This window comes from Streptococcus mitis SK1080, from assembly GCF_000220085.1.
Classification (GTDB): domain Bacteria; phylum Bacillota; class Bacilli; order Lactobacillales; family Streptococcaceae; genus Streptococcus; species Streptococcus mitis_K.
Map to the genome: position 1 here is coordinate 52,393 of NZ_AFQV01000013.1, position 17,551 is coordinate 69,943.

The 17,551-nt window shown below is 38.8% G+C and carries 18 protein-coding genes and 1 other annotated feature; of the genes, 17 read left to right on the plus strand and 1 reads right to left on the minus strand.

Annotated elements, in window-relative coordinates:
- Positions 1 to 31 precede the first annotated feature (31 nt).
- The 15 genes from cvfB to HMPREF9957_RS05705 all read left to right on the plus strand — a co-directional run bounded on the left by cvfB (position 32) and on the right by HMPREF9957_RS05705 (position 12,909).
- A complete protein-coding gene (cvfB, locus tag HMPREF9957_RS05630) occupies positions 32 to 886 on the plus strand; it encodes an RNA-binding virulence regulatory protein CvfB (RefSeq protein ID WP_001095446.1) in 855 nt (284 codons plus the stop codon).
- A gap of 8 nt (positions 887 to 894) precedes the next feature.
- The gene (locus HMPREF9957_RS05635) at positions 895 to 1,110 is read left to right on the plus strand and encodes a YozE family protein (RefSeq protein ID WP_001232085.1); all 216 of its coding nucleotides are present in this window, start codon (positions 895 to 897) and stop codon (positions 1,108 to 1,110) included.
- A gap of 84 nt (positions 1,111 to 1,194) precedes the next feature.
- Positions 1,195 to 2,169 (plus strand): PhoH family protein, encoded by a 975-nt coding sequence (locus HMPREF9957_RS05640; RefSeq protein WP_000658190.1) that lies wholly within the window; start codon positions 1,195 to 1,197, stop codon positions 2,167 to 2,169.
- Between the two features lie 242 nt (positions 2,170 to 2,411).
- Positions 2,412 to 2,981 (plus strand): GNAT family N-acetyltransferase, encoded by a 570-nt coding sequence (locus tag HMPREF9957_RS05645; RefSeq protein WP_000443728.1) that lies wholly within the window; start codon positions 2,412 to 2,414, stop codon positions 2,979 to 2,981.
- Positions 2,982 to 3,048: 67 nt separating this feature from the next.
- A complete protein-coding gene (locus tag HMPREF9957_RS05650; RefSeq protein WP_000387348.1) occupies positions 3,049 to 3,699 on the plus strand; it encodes a helix-hairpin-helix domain-containing protein in 651 nt (216 codons plus the stop codon).
- On the plus strand, positions 3,683 to 5,923 hold the full coding sequence (locus HMPREF9957_RS05655) for a DNA internalization-related competence protein ComEC/Rec2 (protein WP_000942374.1): 2,241 nt from the start codon (positions 3,683 to 3,685) through the stop codon (positions 5,921 to 5,923). The genes HMPREF9957_RS05650 and HMPREF9957_RS05655 overlap by 17 nt, the downstream gene beginning before the upstream one ends.
- Positions 5,924 to 6,321: 398 nt before the next feature.
- Positions 6,322 to 6,909, plus strand: a complete 588-nt coding sequence (locus HMPREF9957_RS05665; protein ID WP_000939890.1) for an ABC transporter ATP-binding protein — start codon at positions 6,322 to 6,324, stop codon at positions 6,907 to 6,909.
- 3 nt (positions 6,910 to 6,912) lie between these two features.
- Positions 6,913 to 8,097, plus strand: coding sequence for a hypothetical protein (locus HMPREF9957_RS05670; protein WP_000655928.1), 1,185 nt, complete (start codon positions 6,913 to 6,915; stop codon positions 8,095 to 8,097).
- Positions 8,098 to 8,256: 159 nt separating this feature from the next.
- Positions 8,257 to 8,388, plus strand: a sequence feature (ribosomal protein L20 leader region).
- A 15-nt stretch (positions 8,389 to 8,403) separates the two neighbouring features.
- Positions 8,404 to 8,934, plus strand: coding sequence for a translation initiation factor IF-3 (gene infC, locus HMPREF9957_RS05675; protein ID WP_000848180.1), 531 nt, complete (start codon positions 8,404 to 8,406; stop codon positions 8,932 to 8,934).
- A 31-nt stretch (positions 8,935 to 8,965) separates the two neighbouring features.
- The gene (rpmI, locus tag HMPREF9957_RS05680) at positions 8,966 to 9,166 is read left to right on the plus strand and encodes a 50S ribosomal protein L35 (RefSeq protein WP_001125943.1); all 201 of its coding nucleotides are present in this window, start codon (positions 8,966 to 8,968) and stop codon (positions 9,164 to 9,166) included.
- 51 nt (positions 9,167 to 9,217) lie between these two features.
- The gene (gene rplT, locus HMPREF9957_RS05685; RefSeq protein ID WP_000124834.1) at positions 9,218 to 9,577 is read left to right on the plus strand and encodes a 50S ribosomal protein L20; all 360 of its coding nucleotides are present in this window, start codon (positions 9,218 to 9,220) and stop codon (positions 9,575 to 9,577) included.
- A gap of 58 nt (positions 9,578 to 9,635) precedes the next feature.
- Entirely contained in the window at positions 9,636 to 10,016 is a 381-nt protein-coding gene (gene gloA, locus HMPREF9957_RS05690; RefSeq protein ID WP_000157153.1) for a lactoylglutathione lyase, read from the plus strand.
- Between the two features lie 105 nt (positions 10,017 to 10,121).
- Complete coding sequence (gene ccdA2 / locus HMPREF9957_RS05695) at positions 10,122 to 10,829, plus strand: thiol-disulfide oxidoreductase-associated membrane protein CcdA2 (protein ID WP_000447999.1); 708 nt, start codon at positions 10,122 to 10,124, stop codon at positions 10,827 to 10,829.
- A gap of 10 nt (positions 10,830 to 10,839) precedes the next feature.
- Entirely contained in the window at positions 10,840 to 11,397 is a 558-nt protein-coding gene (gene sdbB / locus HMPREF9957_RS05700) for a thiol-disulfide oxidoreductase-associated lipoprotein SdbB (protein ID WP_000757381.1), read from the plus strand.
- Between the two features lie 120 nt (positions 11,398 to 11,517).
- A complete protein-coding gene (locus HMPREF9957_RS05705; protein WP_001020316.1) occupies positions 11,518 to 12,909 on the plus strand; it encodes an APC family permease in 1,392 nt (463 codons plus the stop codon).
- Here HMPREF9957_RS05705 and HMPREF9957_RS13530 read toward each other — a convergent pair.
- Positions 12,882 to 13,142, minus strand: coding sequence for a hypothetical protein (locus HMPREF9957_RS13530; RefSeq protein ID WP_000692896.1), 261 nt, complete (start codon positions 13,140 to 13,142; stop codon positions 12,882 to 12,884). The genes HMPREF9957_RS05705 and HMPREF9957_RS13530 overlap by 28 nt on opposite strands.
- Before the next feature lie 153 nt (positions 13,143 to 13,295).
- On the opposite strand from HMPREF9957_RS13530, the gene adcAII reads away from it, so the two are divergent.
- A complete protein-coding gene (gene adcAII, locus HMPREF9957_RS05715; protein WP_000744535.1) occupies positions 13,296 to 14,213 on the plus strand; it encodes a zinc-binding lipoprotein AdcAII in 918 nt (305 codons plus the stop codon).
- A gap of 7 nt (positions 14,214 to 14,220) precedes the next feature.
- Positions 14,221 to 17,277: a pneumococcal-type histidine triad protein gene (locus HMPREF9957_RS05720; protein WP_000700502.1), complete on the plus strand. Its 3,057-nt coding sequence runs from the start codon at positions 14,221 to 14,223 to the stop codon at positions 17,275 to 17,277.
- The last annotated feature ends 274 nt before the right edge of the window (positions 17,278 to 17,551 follow it).

Below are 17,551 nucleotides of genomic sequence, written 5' to 3' on the forward strand. Positions count from 1 at the left end.
GCTGGCTGAGTTTTATTCGAAAGAAGGAAATATGAATACAAATCTTGCAAGTTTTATCGTTGGACTCATCATCGATGAAAATGACCGTTTTTACTTTGTGCAAAAGGATGGTCAAACCTATGCTCTTGCTAAGGAAGAAGGTCAGCATACAGTAGGGGATACGGTTAAAGGTTTTGCCTATACAGATATGAAGCAAAAGCTCCGCTTGACCACTTTAGAAGTGACTGCTACTCAGGATCAATTTGGTTGGGGTCGTGTCACAGAAGTACGCAAGGACTTGGGTGTCTTTGTGGATACAGGCCTTCCTGACAAGGAAATCGTTGTGTCACTCGATATTCTCCCTGAACTTAAGGAACTCTGGCCTAAGAAGGGTGACCAACTCTACATACGTCTTGAAGTGGACAAGAAAGACCGTATCTGGGGACTCTTGGCCTATCAAGAAGACTTCCAACGTCTGGCTCGTCCTGCCTACAACAACATGCAGAACCAAAACTGGCCAGCCATTGTGTACCGCCTCAAGCTGTCAGGAACCTTTGTCTACCTACCAGAAAATAACATGCTTGGCTTTATCCATCCTAGCGAGCGCTACGCAGAGCCACGTTTGGGGCAAGTATTAGATGCGCGTGTCATTGGTTTCCGCGAAGTGGACCGTACCTTGAACCTCTCCCTCAAACCACGTTCTTTTGAAATGTTGGAAAATGATGCTCAGATGATTTTGACCTATTTGGAAAGCAATGGTGGTTTCATGACCCTAAATGATAAGTCATCTCCAGACGACATCAAAGCAACCTTTGGCATTTCTAAAGGTCAGTTCAAGAAAGCACTCGGTGGTTTGATGAAGGCTGGTAAAATTAAGCAGGACCAGTTTGGGACAGAGTTGGTTTAAGGAGTTGTATGAGAAAATCATTTTACACTTGGCTCATGACCGAGCGCAATCCTAAAAGTAACAGTCCAAAGGCTATCCTAGCAGACCTCGCTTTTGAAGAGTCAGCCTTCCCAAAACACACCGATGATTTTGATGAGGTCAGTCGATTTTTGGAGGAACATGCCAGTTTCTCTTTTAACCTAGGAGATTTTGACAGCATTTGGCAAGAATACTTAGAACACTAGCATGATTCACTGGGTTTGGGCTAGTAATTTCTCCATCCCTTTGCTATAATAAAAAGAAATAAAAGGATTAGAGAGGTTCTTTATTTGAAGGAACATTCAATAGACATTCAACTGAGTCATCCAGATGACCTGTTTCATCTTTTTGGTTCCAATGAACGCCATCTTCGTTTGATGGAAGAAGAGCTTGATGTTGTGATTCATGCCCGTACGGAGATTGTCCAGGTTTTGGGAGAAGAGTCTGCCTGTGAGGAAGCCCGTCAAGTTATTCAGGCTTTGATGGTCTTGGTAAATCGTGGGATGACCGTTGGTACGCCAGATGTGGTGACTGCAATTAGCATGGTCAAAAACGATGAAATCGACAAGTTTGTCGCCCTTTACGAAGAAGAAATCATCAAAGACAATACTGGGAAGCCTATCCGTGTCAAAACACTGGGTCAAAAGCTTTATGTGGATAGTGTCAAACAGCATGATGTGACCTTTGGAATCGGACCTGCAGGGACAGGGAAGACCTTTCTTGCAGTGACCTTGGCTGTGACAGCCCTTAAACGTGGGCAAGTTAAACGTATTATCTTGACTCGTCCAGCGGTAGAAGCGGGCGAGAGTCTCGGATTTCTTCCGGGGGATCTTAAAGAGAAGGTAGATCCTTACCTTCGACCTGTTTACGATGCCTTGTATCAAATTCTCGGAAAAGACCAAACGACTCGTCTCATGGAGCGTGAAATTATCGAGATTGCACCTCTTGCCTATATGCGTGGACGGACCTTGGATGATGCCTTTGTCATTCTCGATGAGGCGCAAAATACGACTATCATGCAGATGAAGATGTTCTTGACTCGTTTAGGTTTTAATTCTAAGATGATTGTCAATGGAGATATCAGTCAGATTGACCTTCCGCGTAACGTCAAGTCCGGTTTGATTGATGCTCAGGAAAAGCTCAAGAACATTCACCAGATTGACTTTGTTCATTTTTCAGCTAAGGATGTGGTTCGCCATCCAGTTGTCGCTCAGATTATCCGAGCTTATGAACCAGTACCAGTTAAAAATGAAGAGAGTGAATAATTGGATCCTCAACCTCTATCTGAAGGATAGTTCTTTTGTACTTAAAGTTATCTCAATACTAAATCTATAGTTGATTGAAGCTAGAATAGTACGTCGTGACTGCTAAAATATTTCTAGAAATTAATTTGAATTTTCTGATTGATTTGTTTATATCTTATTTCAATCTACTATAAGTTTGCTTTTTAAATGTTTTATTCAATATCCTTGTATTAGATTAGAAACGTTTCAAGTGGAAGAAATTTATGGAATCAATCTTTTTAAAACTAGCTCAGTATCCCATAGTAGAGACAGAACGTTTGTTGCTTCGACCTGTAACCTTGGATGATGCAGAAGCAATGTTTGCCTATGCCTCGGACAGAGAAAATACGCGCTACACTTTTCCAACCAATCAAAGCTTGGAAGAAACCAAGAATAATATTGCTCAGTTCTATCTAGCTAATCCATTAGGCCGTTGGGGAATAGAGCTAAAAAGTAATGGCAAATTTATCGGAACCATTGACTTGCACAAGATTGATCCTGTTCTTAAGAAGGCAGCTATTGGTTACATTATCAATAAAAAATATTGGAATCAAGGTTTGACGACAGAAGCCAATCGTGCCGTAATTGAGCTAGCTTTTGAGAAGATAGGGATGAATAAGTTGATTGCCCTTCATGATAAGGACAATCCTGCATCTGGAAAGGTCATGGAGAAATCAGGCATGCGTTTTTCCCATGCAGAACCTTATGCTTGTATGGACCAGCATGAAGAAGGCCGAATCGTGACAAGAGTTCATTATGTCTTGACCAAGGAAGACTATTTTGCAAATAAATAAGCAGTTGAAAAGAAATTTTTCGACTGTTTTTTCTTCCTCTTACGAATAATTTAAGAGAGGAGAAAATATGGAAGCAATTATCGAGAAAATCAAAGAGTATAAAATCATTGTCATCTGTACTGGTCTGGGCTTGCTTGTAGGAGGATTTTTCCTGCTAAAGCCAGCTCCACAAACACCTGTCAAAGAAACGAATTTGCAGGCAGAAGTTGCAGCTGTTTCCAAGGATTCATCGACCAAAAAGGATGTGAAGAAGGAAGAAAAGGAAGAACCGGTTGAACAAGATCTAATCACAGTAGATGTAAAAGGCGCTGTTAAAGCACCTGGAATTTATGATTTGCCTGTAGGTAGTCGAGTCAATGACGCCGTTCAGAAGGCTGGTGGCTTGACAGAGCAAGCAGACAGCAAGGGGCTCAATCTAGCTCAGAAAGTTAGTGATGAGGCTCTGGTTTACGTTCCCACTAAGGGAGAAGAAGCAGCTAGTCAACAGACTGGTTCTGGGATGGCTTCTTCAACAAGCAAGGAAAAGAAGGTCAATATTAACAAGGCCAGTCTGGAAGAACTCAAGCAGGTCAAAGGCTTGGGAGGAAAACGAGCCCAGGATATTATCGATCATCGTGAGACGAATGGCAAATTCAAGTCGGTTGATGAACTTAAGAAGGTCTCTGGCATTGGTGCTAAAACGATAGAAAAGCTAAAAGACTATGTTACAGTGGATTAAGAAACTCCCTATTCCCCTAATTTACCTGAGTTTTCTATTGCTTTGGCTTTACTACGCCATTTTCTCATCATCTTATCTCGCACTGCTAGGTTTTGTTTTTCTGCTAGTCTGTCTCTTTATCCAATTTCCGTGGAAGTCTGTTGGAAAAGTTCTAGTAATTTGCGGAATCTTTGGATTTTGGTTTCTGTTTCAAAATTGGCAACAGAGTCAAGCGAGTCAACATTTGGCAGATTCTGTTGAAAGGGTACGGATCCTGCCCGACACTATTAAGGTCAATGGTGATAGTTTATCCTTTCGTGGTAAGTCTGACGGACGAATTTTCCAAGTCTATTATAAACTACAGTCCGAGGAGGAGAAAGAACAATTTCAAGCTTTAACAGATCTTCATGAGATAGGACTAGAAGGAAAACTTTCAGAACCAGAAGGGCAGAGAAATTTTGGTGGCTTTGACTATCAAGCATATCTGAAGACTCAGGGGATTTACCAGACTCTCAATATCAAAAAAATCCAGTCATTTCAAAGGGTTGGCAGTTGGGATGTAGGTGAAAACCTGTCCAGTTTACGTCGAAAGGCTGTAGTTTGGATTAAGATGCACTTTCCAGATCCTATGCGCAATTACATGACGGGGCTCTTGCTAGGACATCTGGATACAGACTTTGAGGAGATGAATGAACTTTATTCCAGTCTAGGAATTATCCATCTCTTTGCCTTATCGGGTATGCAGGTAGGCTTTTTCATGGATGGCTTTAAGAAACTACTCTTGCGATTAGGCTTGACCCAAGAAAAGTTGAAATGGCTGACTTATCCCTTTTCCCTTATTTATGCAGGTCTGACAGGATTTTCAGCATCAGTCATTCGCAGTCTCTTGCAGAAGTTACTGGCTCAACATGGTGTTAAGGGCTTGGATAATTTTGCCTTGACGGTGCTTGTCCTCTTTATCATCATGCCCAACTTTTTCTTGACTGCTGGAGGAGTCTTGTCCTGCGCTTATGCTTTTATCTTGACCATGACCAGCAAAGAAGGAGAGGGTCTCAAGGCTGTGGTCAGAGAAAGTCTAGTCATTTCCTTGGGAATATTGCCCATTCTATCCTTCTATTTTGCAGAATTTCAACCTTGGTCTATCCTTTTGACCTTTGTCTTTTCCTTTCTATTTGACTTGGTCTTCTTACCGCTCTTGTCTATCTTATTTGCCCTTTCCTTTCTCTATCCAGTCATTCAGCTGAATTTTATTTTTGAATGGTTGGAGGACATTATTCGCTTGGTATCACAGGTGGCAAGTAGACCGCTTGTCTTTGGACAACCCAATGCATGTCTGTTGATACTACTATTAATTTCCTTGGCTTTAGTCTATGATTTGAGGAAAAACATTAAAAGGCTAGCAGTATTGAGCTTATTGATTACGGGTCTCTTTTTCTTGACCAAGCATCCACTGGAAAATGAAATTACCATGCTGGATGTGGGGCAAGGAGAAAGTATTTTCCTAAGGGATGTAACTGGTAAAACCATTCTCATAGATGTAGGCGGTAAGGCAGAGTCTAGTAAGAAAATAGAAAAATGGCAAGAAAAGGCGACAACTAGCAATGTCCAGCGAACCTTGATTCCCTATCTCAAAAGTCGAGGAGTAGCCAAGATTGACCAGCTGATTTTGACCAATACGGACAAGGAACATGTTGGAGATTTGCTGGAAGTGGCCAAGGCTTTCCATGTAGGGGAGATTTTAGTATCAAAAGGCAGTCTGAAACAGAAGGAATTTGTAGTAGAACTGCAGGCGACTCAAACCAAGGTTCGTAGTGTGTCAGTGGGAGAGAATTTGCCAATTTTTGGAAGTCAGTTAGAAGTCTTATCTCCAAGGAAAATTGGAGATGGAGGTCATGAAGATTCCCTGGTTCTGTATGGGAAACTTTTGGATAAGCACTTTCTTTTCACGGGAAATTTGGAGGAGAAAGGAGAGAAGGACTTGCTGAAGCACTATCCAGACTTGAAAGTTGATGTCTTGAAAGCTGGCCAACATGGATCTAAAAAATCATCAAGTTCAGTCTTTTTAGAACAGCTCAAACCAGAGATGACTCTCATTTCAGTTGGAAAGAACAATCGAACCAAACTCCCCCATCAGGAAACCTTGACCCGACTGGAAGATATCAATAGTAAAGTTTACCGAACTGATCAGCAAGGAGCTATACGGTTTAAGGGGTTGAATAGTTGGAAAATCGAAAGCGTTCGATAGGAAGGATAAATACTATATATTAGTAAAATAAACTAAAAATCTGTTGCATAATAATGATAAAAACGATATAATGAAAGCGTCTTCAATATTGAAGATATAAAACTATTAAAAATTAGCAAAAATCGTTTAATTAGTTAGTTTATGATTATTGGTCTTTTTCAGTCCAGTATATCTGCTGTGAGCGTTCTTAAAACTTATAGGTATGATTGGAATATCTACTATAAGTCTAGTATGAATTCCCAGAGATATAACTATATTAATCCCCTGTTATAGTATCGTTATGACAGCTATTCTGAGTATAAAGTTGGCGGAGGCTGGAAGTACAATCGTTATGAGGTACGAAACTACTCCAGTGGAGCCTATTAATCCCTAAAGAGTGATAAAAAGGAGGGCTAGGTATGTTGCAACTTACTCATGTGACCTTAAAAACGCGACAAGTCATCTTACAAGATGTTGATTTTACATTTGAAAAGGGTAGGATTTATGGTATTCTTGCTATAAATGGTTCTGGAAAGACGACCCTGTTCCGCGCCATTAGCAATTTAATTCCTATAAGTAGTGGAAATATCTCAGTCTCTCCTTCTTTGTTTTATTATGAGAGTATTGAATGGCTGGATGGAAACTTAAGTGGGATGGACTATCTTCGCCTTATCAAAAACATCTGGAAGTCAGGTCTGAACTTGAGGGATGAAATTGCCTACTGGGAAATGTCTGACTATATCAGCCTTCCCATTCGCAAGTATTCCTTAGGCATGAAGCAACGCTTGGTGATTGCTATGTATTTCCTCAGTCAGGCGAAATGCTGGCTTATGGATGAGATTACAAATGGCTTAGATGAGTATTATCGACAGAAGTTTTTTGATAGGCTAGCACAAATCGATAGACAAGAACAGCTGGTTCTTTTAAGTTCCCACTATAAGGAAGAGTTGCTTGATGTCTGCGATAGAGTAGTAACCATTCACCAGGGGCAAATAGAAGAGGTTTAGTTTATGAAAGATGTTAGTCTATTTTTATTAAAAAAAGTTTTCAAAAGTCGCTTAAACTGGATTATCTTAGCTTTATTTGTATCTGGACTCGGTGTTACCTTTTATTTAAATAGTCGGACTGCAAACTCTCACAGCTTGGAGAGCGAGTTGGAAACCTATCTTGTAAAAAATGAGAGAGTCATCAATGAATATGAAGAGGAACTCTCCCAAATATCTGATACCAACTCGGAGGAATACCAGATTGCTAAAATTAATTTAGAATCGCAAAAAAATCATTCGACTCAAAAGACAGAAATTCTGACTTTATTAAAAGAAGGGCGATGGAAAGAAGCCTACTATTTGCAGTGGCAAGATGAAGAGAAGAATTATGAAAGGATATCAAATAACCCGACTGTTAGCTCTGACTTTAAAATGGCGGTTGACCGCCAAAGAAAGATTTACCAAGCCCTGTATCCCTTGAACATAAAAGCACATACTTTGGAGTTTCCGACCCACGGGATTGATCAGATTATCTGGATTTTAGAGGCTATCATCCCAACCTTGTTTGTGATTGCTATTATTTTTATGCTAACGCAACTATTTGCAGAAAGATATCAAAATCATCTGGACACAGCTCAGTTATATCCTTTTTCAAAAGTGACATTTGCAATATCCTCTCTTGGAGTTGGAGTGGGTTATGTAACTGTGCTGTTTATCGGAATCAGCGGATTTTCTTTTCTAGTGGGAAGTCTGATAAGTGGTTTTGGACAGTTAGATTATCCCTACCCGATTTATAGCTTAGTGAATCAAGAGGTAACTATTGGAAAAATACAAGATGTGTTATTTCCTGGCTTGTTATTAGCTTTCTTAGCCTTTATCGTCATTGTGGAAGTAGTGTACTTGATTGCTTACTTTTTCAAGCAAAAAATGCCTGTCCTCTTTCTTTCACTCATTGGAATTGTTGGCTTATTGTTTGGCATCCAAACAATTCAGCCTCTTCAAAAGATTGCACATCTGATTCCCTTTACTTACTTACGTTCAGTGGATATTTTATCTGGAAGATTACCTAAGCAAATTGATAATGTCAATCTAAATTGGAGTATGGGGATGGTTTTACTTCCTTGCCTGGTTATCCTTTTGTTAGTGGGGATCTTATTTATCGAAAGATGGGGAAGTTCACAGAAAAAAGAATTTTTTAATAAATCCTAGCTTTCCTATAGGGAAAATAAGTAAAAACTAACATAGAGAGGGAATCAACTTGGTTCTCTCTTTTTGATTAGGAAATCAAGGCAAAATACAAACAGAAACTTTTCAAAAAATAACTTTTTATCTTGACAAGGGCTAGAAAACTTGGTATCATATAAAAGTTGAGAAAAGCAGAAGTGAGAGCTTCTCGCCTTGTGACATTAAGTTGCCTGGCCCTACGGATGAAAAGTTTCTAAGAAACGCTATCATAACGTGCGGGCTTGTATATTTACGAGTCCGTTATTGTTTTTCTCTAATAAAACAAAAGAGGTGAAAACCATAGCAAAGCAAGACTTATTCATCAATGATGAGATTCGTGTACGTGAAGTTCGCTTGATTGGTCTTGAAGGAGAACAGCTAGGCATCAAGCCACTCAGTGAAGCGCAAGCTTTGGCTGATAACGCTAATGTTGACCTAGTATTGATTCAACCCCAAGCCAAACCGCCTGTTGCAAAAATTATGGACTACGGTAAGTTCAAATTTGAGTACCAGAAGAAGCAAAAAGAACAACGTAAAAAACAAAGTGTTGTTACTGTGAAAGAAGTTCGTCTAAGTCCAACTATTGACAAGGGTGACTTTGATACAAAACTTCGCAATGCACGCAAATTCCTTGAAAAAGGAAATAAAGTTAAGGTATCTATTCGCTTTAAGGGTCGTATGATTACCCATAAAGAGATTGGTGCAAAAGTTTTAGCCGAGTTTGCTGAAGCAACTCAAGATATTGCCATCATCGAACAACGTGCTAAAATGGATGGACGTCAAATGTTCATGCAATTGGCGCCAGCGACTGACAAAAAATAATTGTCAGAAAGTTAAACAAAGGAGAAAAATCATGCCAAAACAAAAAACACACCGCGCATCAGCTAAACGTTTCAAACGTACAGGTTCTGGTGGACTTAAACGTTTCCGTGCTTACACTTCTCACCGTTTCCACGGAAAAACTAAGAAACAACGTCGTCATCTTCGTAAAGCATCTATGGTGCATTCAGGAGATTACAAACGTATCAAAGCAATGCTTACTCGCTTGAAATAATAGCTTGACTGTAAGTAAACAATTCTAGGAAATATTTGGAGGAAATAAAACATGGCACGTGTTAAAGGTGGCGTTGTATCACGCAAACGTCGTAAACGTATTCTTAAATTAGCAAAAGGTTACTATGGAGCTAAACACATCTTGTTCCGTACTGCAAAAGAACAAGTAATGAACTCTTACTACTATGCATACCGTGACCGTCGTCAGAAAAAACGTGACTTCCGCAAATTGTGGATCACTCGTATCAACGCGGCAGCTCGTATGAACGGACTTTCATACTCACAATTGATGCATGGTTTGAAATTGGCTGAGATCGAAGTTAACCGTAAAATGCTTGCTGACTTGGCTGTTAACGATGCAGCAGCTTTCACAGCTCTTGCAGATGCAGCTAAAGCAAAACTTGGTAAATAATAACAGATAAGACTGGAACAGGATTGTCCCAGTCTTTTTAAAAATAAAGGAGAAAAATATGGCTTCAAAAATGCTACACACTTGCTTGCGAGTAGAAAACCTTGAAAAATCAATCGCATTTTATCAAGATGCTTTTGGTTTTAAAGAATTGCGTCGCAGAGATTTTCCAGATCATGCCTTCACGATTGTCTATCTAGGTCTTGAGGGTGACGACTATGAGTTGGAATTGACTTATAACTACGATCACGGTCCTTATGTGGTTGGAGATGGATTTGCCCATATCGCCCTCAGTACACCTGATCTTGAGGCGCTTCATCAAGAGCATAGTGCCAAAGGCTATGAAGTGACTGAGCCAAATGGTCTACCAGGAACTGCACCTAACTATTACTTTGTTAAAGACCCTGATGGATACAAGGTCGAAGTCATTCGTGAAAAATAAGGCTCTTTCAAATACAGGATAATTCAATTTGTGTAGCAGAAAGCTTACAAATAAAATTGAATATAGTAAAATAGGATTAGAAATCTTAAGAAAGTTGGTCCTTTATTGGAAACGATAGTATTTTCAATCTCTGTTTTTCTAGCAGGTGTTTTATCCTTTTTTTCTCCTTGTATTTTTCCACTTCTGCCAGTTTATGCTGGGATTTTATTGGATGATCAGGAAAGCGCAAAAAGTTTTTCCTTGTTTGGGAGAAAGGTTCTTTGGTCAGGTTTGATTCGAACATTTTGCTTTATCGTAGGTATCTCTCTCATTTTCTTTATTCTAGGCTTTGGTGCAGGTTACTTTGGTCATATTCTCTATGCAAATTGGTTTCGATATGTCATGGGAGCTATTATTATCATTTTGGGTCTTCACCAGATGGAAATTTTTCATTTTAAGAAATTAGAGGTTCAAAAAAGCTTTACCTTTAAAAAATCAGATTCTAATCGTTATTGGTCAGCTTTTTTACTCGGTATTACCTTTAGCTTTGGTTGGACGCCTTGTATCGGTCCAGTTTTAAGTTCCGTTTTAGCGCTTGCAGCTTCTGGTGGTAATGGAGCTTGGCAAGGAGCTATCTATACTCTCATTTACACTCTGGGGATGGCCCTTCCTTTCTTGGTTTTGGCTCTAGCTTCAGGTGTAGTCATGCCTTATTTTAGTAAAATCAAACGTCATATGATGCTACTGAAGAAAATTGGTGGTTTCCTCATTATTTTAATGGGAATTTTGTTAATACTAGGACAAGTAAATATTCTAGCTGGAATTTTTGAATAAAGGAGAACAAATGAAAAAAGTAATGTTTGCTGGTTTAAGCCTTTTGTCATTAGTCGTATTGATGGCCTGTGGTGAGGAAGAGACTAAAAAAACTCAAGCCCCACAACAGCCAAAACAAGAAACGACTGTACAACAAATCGCTGTTGGAAAAGAGGCTCCAGACTTTACCTTGCAATCAATGGATGGTAAAGAAGTTAAGTTATCTGATTTTAAGGGTAAAAAGGTTTACTTGAAGTTTTGGGCTTCATGGTGTGGTCCATGTAAGAAAAGTATGCCTGAGTTGATGGAATTAGCTGCGAAACCAGATCGTGATTTCGAAATTCTTAGTGTCATTGCACCAGGAATTCAAGGTGAAAAAACCGTTGAGCAATTCCCACAATGGTTCCAAGAACAAGGATATAAGGATATCCCAGTGCTTTATGATACCAAAGCAACCACCTTCCAAGCTTATCAAATTCGAAGCATTCCTACAGAATATCTGATTGATAGTCAAGGGAAGATTGGAAAGATTCAATTTGGTGCTATCAGCAATGCGGATGCAGAAGCAGCCTTTAAAGAAATGAACTAGAATCGATAAAATCTGATTACAAGATGTAGTCAGATTTTTTTAGAAAATTATTTTATAAATATTCACAAATCTCCTATATTTATGGTAAAATAGAATCATCAGTTTATTTTGGAGTCAAAGATGAATATATTTAGAACAAAGAATGTAAGTTTGGATAAAACGGAGATGCACAGGCATTTGAAGTTATGGGATCTGATTTTGCTGGGTATCGGAGCCATGGTAGGGACAGGTGTCTTTACAATAACAGGTACTGCAGCTGCAACGCTTGCTGGTCCAGCCCTAGTGATTTCAATTGTCATTTCTGCCTTGTGTGTGGGATTATCAGCTCTCTTTTTTGCAGAATTTGCTTCACGAGTACCTGCTACAGGTGGTGCCTACAGTTATCTCTATGCTATCTTAGGAGAATTTCCAGCTTGGTTGGCTGGCTGGTTAACCATGATGGAATTCATGACAGCCATATCTGGTGTGGCTTCGGGTTGGGCAGCTTATTTTAAAGGCTTGCTTTCTCAATATGGGATAGCCCTTCCTCAGGCTTTAAATGGTACCTTTAATCCTCAAGCTGGGACATTTGTTGATTTATTGCCTATTCTTGTCTTGGTCTTGGTGACTTCGCTTGTTTTACTCAATGCTAAAGCAGCATTACGTTTTAATTCGATTTTGGTCATTCTGAAATTCTCGGCTTTAGCTCTCTTTATTTTAGTAGGAATTTGGAATATTAAACTTGATAATTGGAGTAATTTTGCTCCTTACGGTTTTGGACAAATCTATGGCGCTAGTACTGGTATTATGGCTGGTGCGTCCTTAATGTTCTTTGGATTTTTGGGCTTTGAATCCATCTCTATGGCTGTAGATGAAGTCAAGACTCCTCAAAAAAATATTCCTAGAGGGATTGTCTTATCGCTTTCTATCGTAACTATTCTCTATGCCTTGGTGACGCTTGTCTTGACTGGTGTGGTTCACTATAGTCATCTAAATGTCGATGATGCCGTTGCCTTTGCCCTTCGTAGCATTGGGATTGGTTGGGCAGCTAACTATGTGTCATTAGTGGCTATCTTAACCTTGATTACAGTTTGTATTTCGATGACCTATGCCCTATCGCGTATGATTTACAGTTTAGCGCGCGATGGCTTAATGCCTGCCATCTTTAAGGAACTGACGAAGACAAGCAAGGTACCAAAGAATGCTACTATCTTGACAGGTCTAGCTTCAGCAGTAGCAGCAGGAATGTTCCCTCTTGCTAGTATCGCAGCCTTCTTAAATATTTGTACCTTAGCCTACTTGATTATGCTAGCTTATGGTCTGATTCGCTTACGGAAAGAAAAAGGAATGCCCAAAGCGGGCGAATTTAAAACACCATTGGTACCCCTGTTACCAATTTTATCAATCATCATTTGTTTATCCTTTATGTTGCAGTATAATATGGAAACTTGGATTGCTTTCCTAGTTGCTTTGTTAGTAGGAAGTATCATTTACTTCACTTATGGCTATAAGCATTCTACCATAGAAGAATAATACTCTTCGAAAATCTCTTCAAACCACGTCAGCTTCGCCTTGCTGTATGTATGGTTACTGACTTCGTCAGTTTCATCTACAACCTCAAAAACATGTTTTGAGCTGACTTCGTCAGTTTCATCTACAACCTCAAAAACATGTTTTGAGCTGACTTCGTCAGTCTTATCTACAACCTCAAAACAGTGTTTTGAGCAGCCTGCGGCTAGCTTCCTAATTTGTTCTTTGATTTTCATTGAGTATATAAAGTGAGAATCTGTTGAGTTGTTGACACTCAGCAGATTTTTATATGTGAAAGAAATTTCAAATTTTTTCTAAAAATATCTTGACAGATTAAATTTTTAGGAGTAGAATGTTTACTAGTTAATTAAATGGTTAAGGAGTTGTTCATGAAGAAACAAAATTTATTTTTAGTCTTGTTAAGTGTTTTTCTTTTATTGCTAGGAGCCTGTGGACAAAAGGAAAGCCAGACAGGAAAGGGGATGAAAATTGTGACCAGTTTTTATCCTATCTACGCTATGGTTAAGGAAGTATCTGGTGACTTGAATGATGTTCGGATGATTCAGTCAAGTAGTGGGATTCACTCCTTTGAGCCTTCGGCAAATGACATCGCGGCCATCTATGATGCAGATGTCTTTGTTTATCATTCTCATACACTCGAATCTTGGGCAGGAAGTTTAGATCCCAATCTAAAAAAATCTAAAGTGAAGGTCTTAGAGGCTTCAGAGGGAATGACTTTGGAACGTGTCCCTGGACTAGAGGATGTGGAAGCAGGGGATGGAGTTGATGAAAAAACGCTCTATGACCCTCACACTTGGCTAGATCCTGAAAAAGCTGGCGAAGAAGCTCAGATTATCGCTGATAAACTTTCAGAGGTGGATAGTGAACATAAAGAAACTTATCAAAAAAATGCGCAAGCCTTTATCAAAAAAGCTCAAGAATTGACTAAGAAATTCCAGCCTAAATTTGAAAAAGCGAGTCAGAAAACTTTTGTAACACAACATACAGCCTTTTCTTATCTAGCGAAGAGATTTGGACTTAATCAACTTGGTATTGCAGGCATCTCTCCTGAACAAGAACCAAGTCCAAGACAACTAACAGAAATTCAGGAATTTGTTAAGACCTATAAGGTTAAAACGATTTTTACAGAAAGTAATGCTTCTTCAAAAGTAGCTGAAACTCTTGTCAAATCAACAGGTGTGGGTCTTAAAACTCTGAATCCTTTAGAGGCAGACCCACAAAATGACAAGACCTATTTAGAAAATCTTGAAGAAAATATAAGTGTTTTAGCAGAAGAATTAAAGTGAGGAAAGAATGAAAATCAATAAAAAATATGTCGCAGGTTCAGTGGCAGTTCTTGCCCTAAGTGTTTGTTCCTATGAACTTGGTCGTTACCAAGCTGGTCAGGCTAAGAAAGAGTCTAATCGAGTTGCTTATATAGATGGTGATCAGGCTGGTCAAAAGGCAGAAAATTTGACACCAGATGAAGTCAGTAAGAGAGAGGGAATCAACGCCGAACAAATTGTTATCAAGATTACGGATCAAGGTTATGTGACCTCTCATGGAGACCATTATCATTACTATAATGGTAAGGTTCCTTATGATGCTATCATCAGTGAAGAACTTCTCATGAAAGATCCTAATTATCAGTTGAAAGATGCAGACATTGTCAATGAAATCAAGGGTGGCTATGTCATTAAGGTAGACGGGAAATACTATGTTTACCTTAAAGATGCGGCCCATGCGGACAATATTCGGACAAAAGAAGAGATTAAACGTCAGAAGCAGGAACACAGTCATAATCATAATTCAAGTACAGATAATGCTGTTGCTGCAGCCAGAGCCCAAGGACGCTATACAACGGATGATGGTTATATCTTCAATGCCTCTGATATTATTGAGGATACAGGTGATGCCTATATCGTTCCTCATGGCAATCACTTCCACTATATTCCGAAGAGTGACTTGTCTGCCAGTGAATTAGCTGCTGCCCAAGCCTTCTTATCTGGAAAAGGCGGTCAATTAAGTACGGTTGAATATCGTTCTAGCAGGGGAGAAACAAGATCTAGTGTGAGAACGAGTCCATCTGGAACTCCTCAAAATCCTGCAACAGATTCTGAAAGTCAAAGTGAGGACTTAGCTAGTCTCCTTCAAGAGTTGTACGCTTTGCCACTTAGCCAACGTCATGTGGAGTCTGATGGATTGGTATTTGACCCAGCACAGATTATAAAACGTACTGCAAATGGTGTGGCAGTTCCTCACGGGGATCATTTCCATTTCATTCCGTATTCGCAAATGTCTGCTTTGGAAGAAAAATTGGCTCGAAATCTACCAATTGGAGGTCAGCCAGTTCAAAGTCATGCTGATAATACGAAACCAAGCAGTCCTGCGAAACTAAGTTCAACCATTAAACCAAACTTTAATCTCAATACGCAAGCACCGAATCGAGCAACTGGAGGCGCCTATACAACGGATGATGGGTATGTCTTTAGTCCGACAGATGTGATTGAAGATACAGGAGACGCTTTTATTGTACCGCATGGCAATCATTTCCACTATATACCAAAAGGCGCTTTGTCTGCAGGGGAATTGGCTGCAGCCCAAGCCTATTGGAATGGGAAGCAGGGGTCTCGTCCTTCTTCAAGTTCTAGTCATAATGCAAATCCAGCTCAACCAAGTTTGACAGAGACTCCAAACCTGACTGTCACTCCAACATATCATCAAAATCAAGGGGAAGACATTTCAAGCCTTTTACGTGAATTGTATGCCAAACCCTTATCAGAACGCCATGTGGAATCTGATGGCTTAGTCTTTGATCCGGCACAAATCATCAAACGTACTGCAAATGGTGTCGCAGTGCCTCACGGAGACCATTATCACTTTATCCCTTATTCACAAATGTCTGATTTAGAGCAGAAGATTGCAAGAATGATTCCGTTAAAAGGACAAAATGGATTAAATCAAATTGGTACAGACATTAAACCTTTAGTATCAAAAGAAGTAGTTCATAAGTTCTTAGGACAACCAATCAAAGCTTATGGAAAAGGTTTAGATGGTAAACCTTATGATACGAGTGATGGATACATATTTACCAAAGATTCCATCGATTCTGTTGATAAATCAGGTGTTATTGCCAAACACGGAGATCATTTCCATTATATGGGATATGGTGAATTAGAACAATTCGAATTGGATGAAGTTGCTAAATGGATTCAAGAAACTGGTAAAAATCCAGACGACATTGTTTCTTCAGTTCACTCAGATGAGAAGGAAAGACCAAAGTTTGATTATAAAAAAGTAACTAATAGAATTTCTAGAAATAGTAAAGTTGGTTATATAATTAATGAGGGTGGTAAAGATTATTTTTATTCACGTGAAGAACTCGATCTTACTCAAATAGCTTTTTCTGAGCAGGAACTAATGCTTAAAGATAAAGATAATTATCGTTATGATATTGTAGAAACAGAAATTAAACCAAGATTAGCTGTTGATGTATCTAGCTTGCCTATGCATGCAGCCAATACTACGTATGATACTGGAACTTCCTTCATTATTCCGCATATCGATCACATTCACGTCGTACCTTATTCTTGGTTAAATAGTGAGCAAATAGCAACTATAAAATATGTAATGCAACATCCTGATGTGCGTCCTGAAGTTTGGTCAAAACCAGGTCATGATGATGCTGGATCTGTTATTGCTAATGTAACTCCTCTTGAAAAACGTGCTGGAATGCAGAACTGGCAAATTATCCATTCTGCGGAAGAAGTTCAGAAAGCACTTAAAGAAGGCAAGTTTGCAACTCCTGATGGATATATTTTTGATCCTCAGGATGTATTGGCAAAGGGAACCTATATTTGGGCAGATAAATCTTTCAGTATTCCAAAAGCTAGCGGTGGCTCATTGAGAAGTATCACTCAGTCTGATTTATCAGAGAAAGAGTGGAAACAAGCTCAAGAGTTGATAGCTAAAAGAAGTGAAGAAAAAGAAACAACAAATGATTCTTCTAATTCACATCTAGTTTCTTCAGATAAGAAATCGGAAACAAAGAAAGAAGAAGGTGATTCAGGTAAAGTCGATGAACAACCAAAGGATAATACACCTCAAAATGAGGCAGATGCGACTATCAACAATCCTTCGGATGAAAAAGACAAACCTAAAGTAGAAGAAAATAAGAAAGATGATTATGACGATATACCAGATTATGGATTAGATAAGGATACTTTAAAAAATCATATAAACCAAATAGCACAAATTGCTCAAATTGATTCTAAATATCTTATTTTTTCATCAGAAGGTGTTCAATTTTATAATAAGAATGGGGATTTAGTAACCTATGATATTAAAACTCTTAAGCAAATTAAACCTTAGAATATTTTGACTAATGATAATCTAGTTGAAAGGATATTGTTCTATTATTTGGATAGAATAATGTCCTTTTATTTGTTAATAAAAAGATGAAATTTCTTGATAAAAAATGAAAAAAGATTCTTAAAGTAATCATTTTATTATCTTTCACTAAAAATCTTGACAGATAAGTTTAAAAAAGGCAAACTATTTACTGGTTAATTAAATGGTTAAATAACCGGTTTAGAAAAACTGTTTAACCGAGAAAAAGAAGTTAAGAAAAAGCTTCATTATTTAT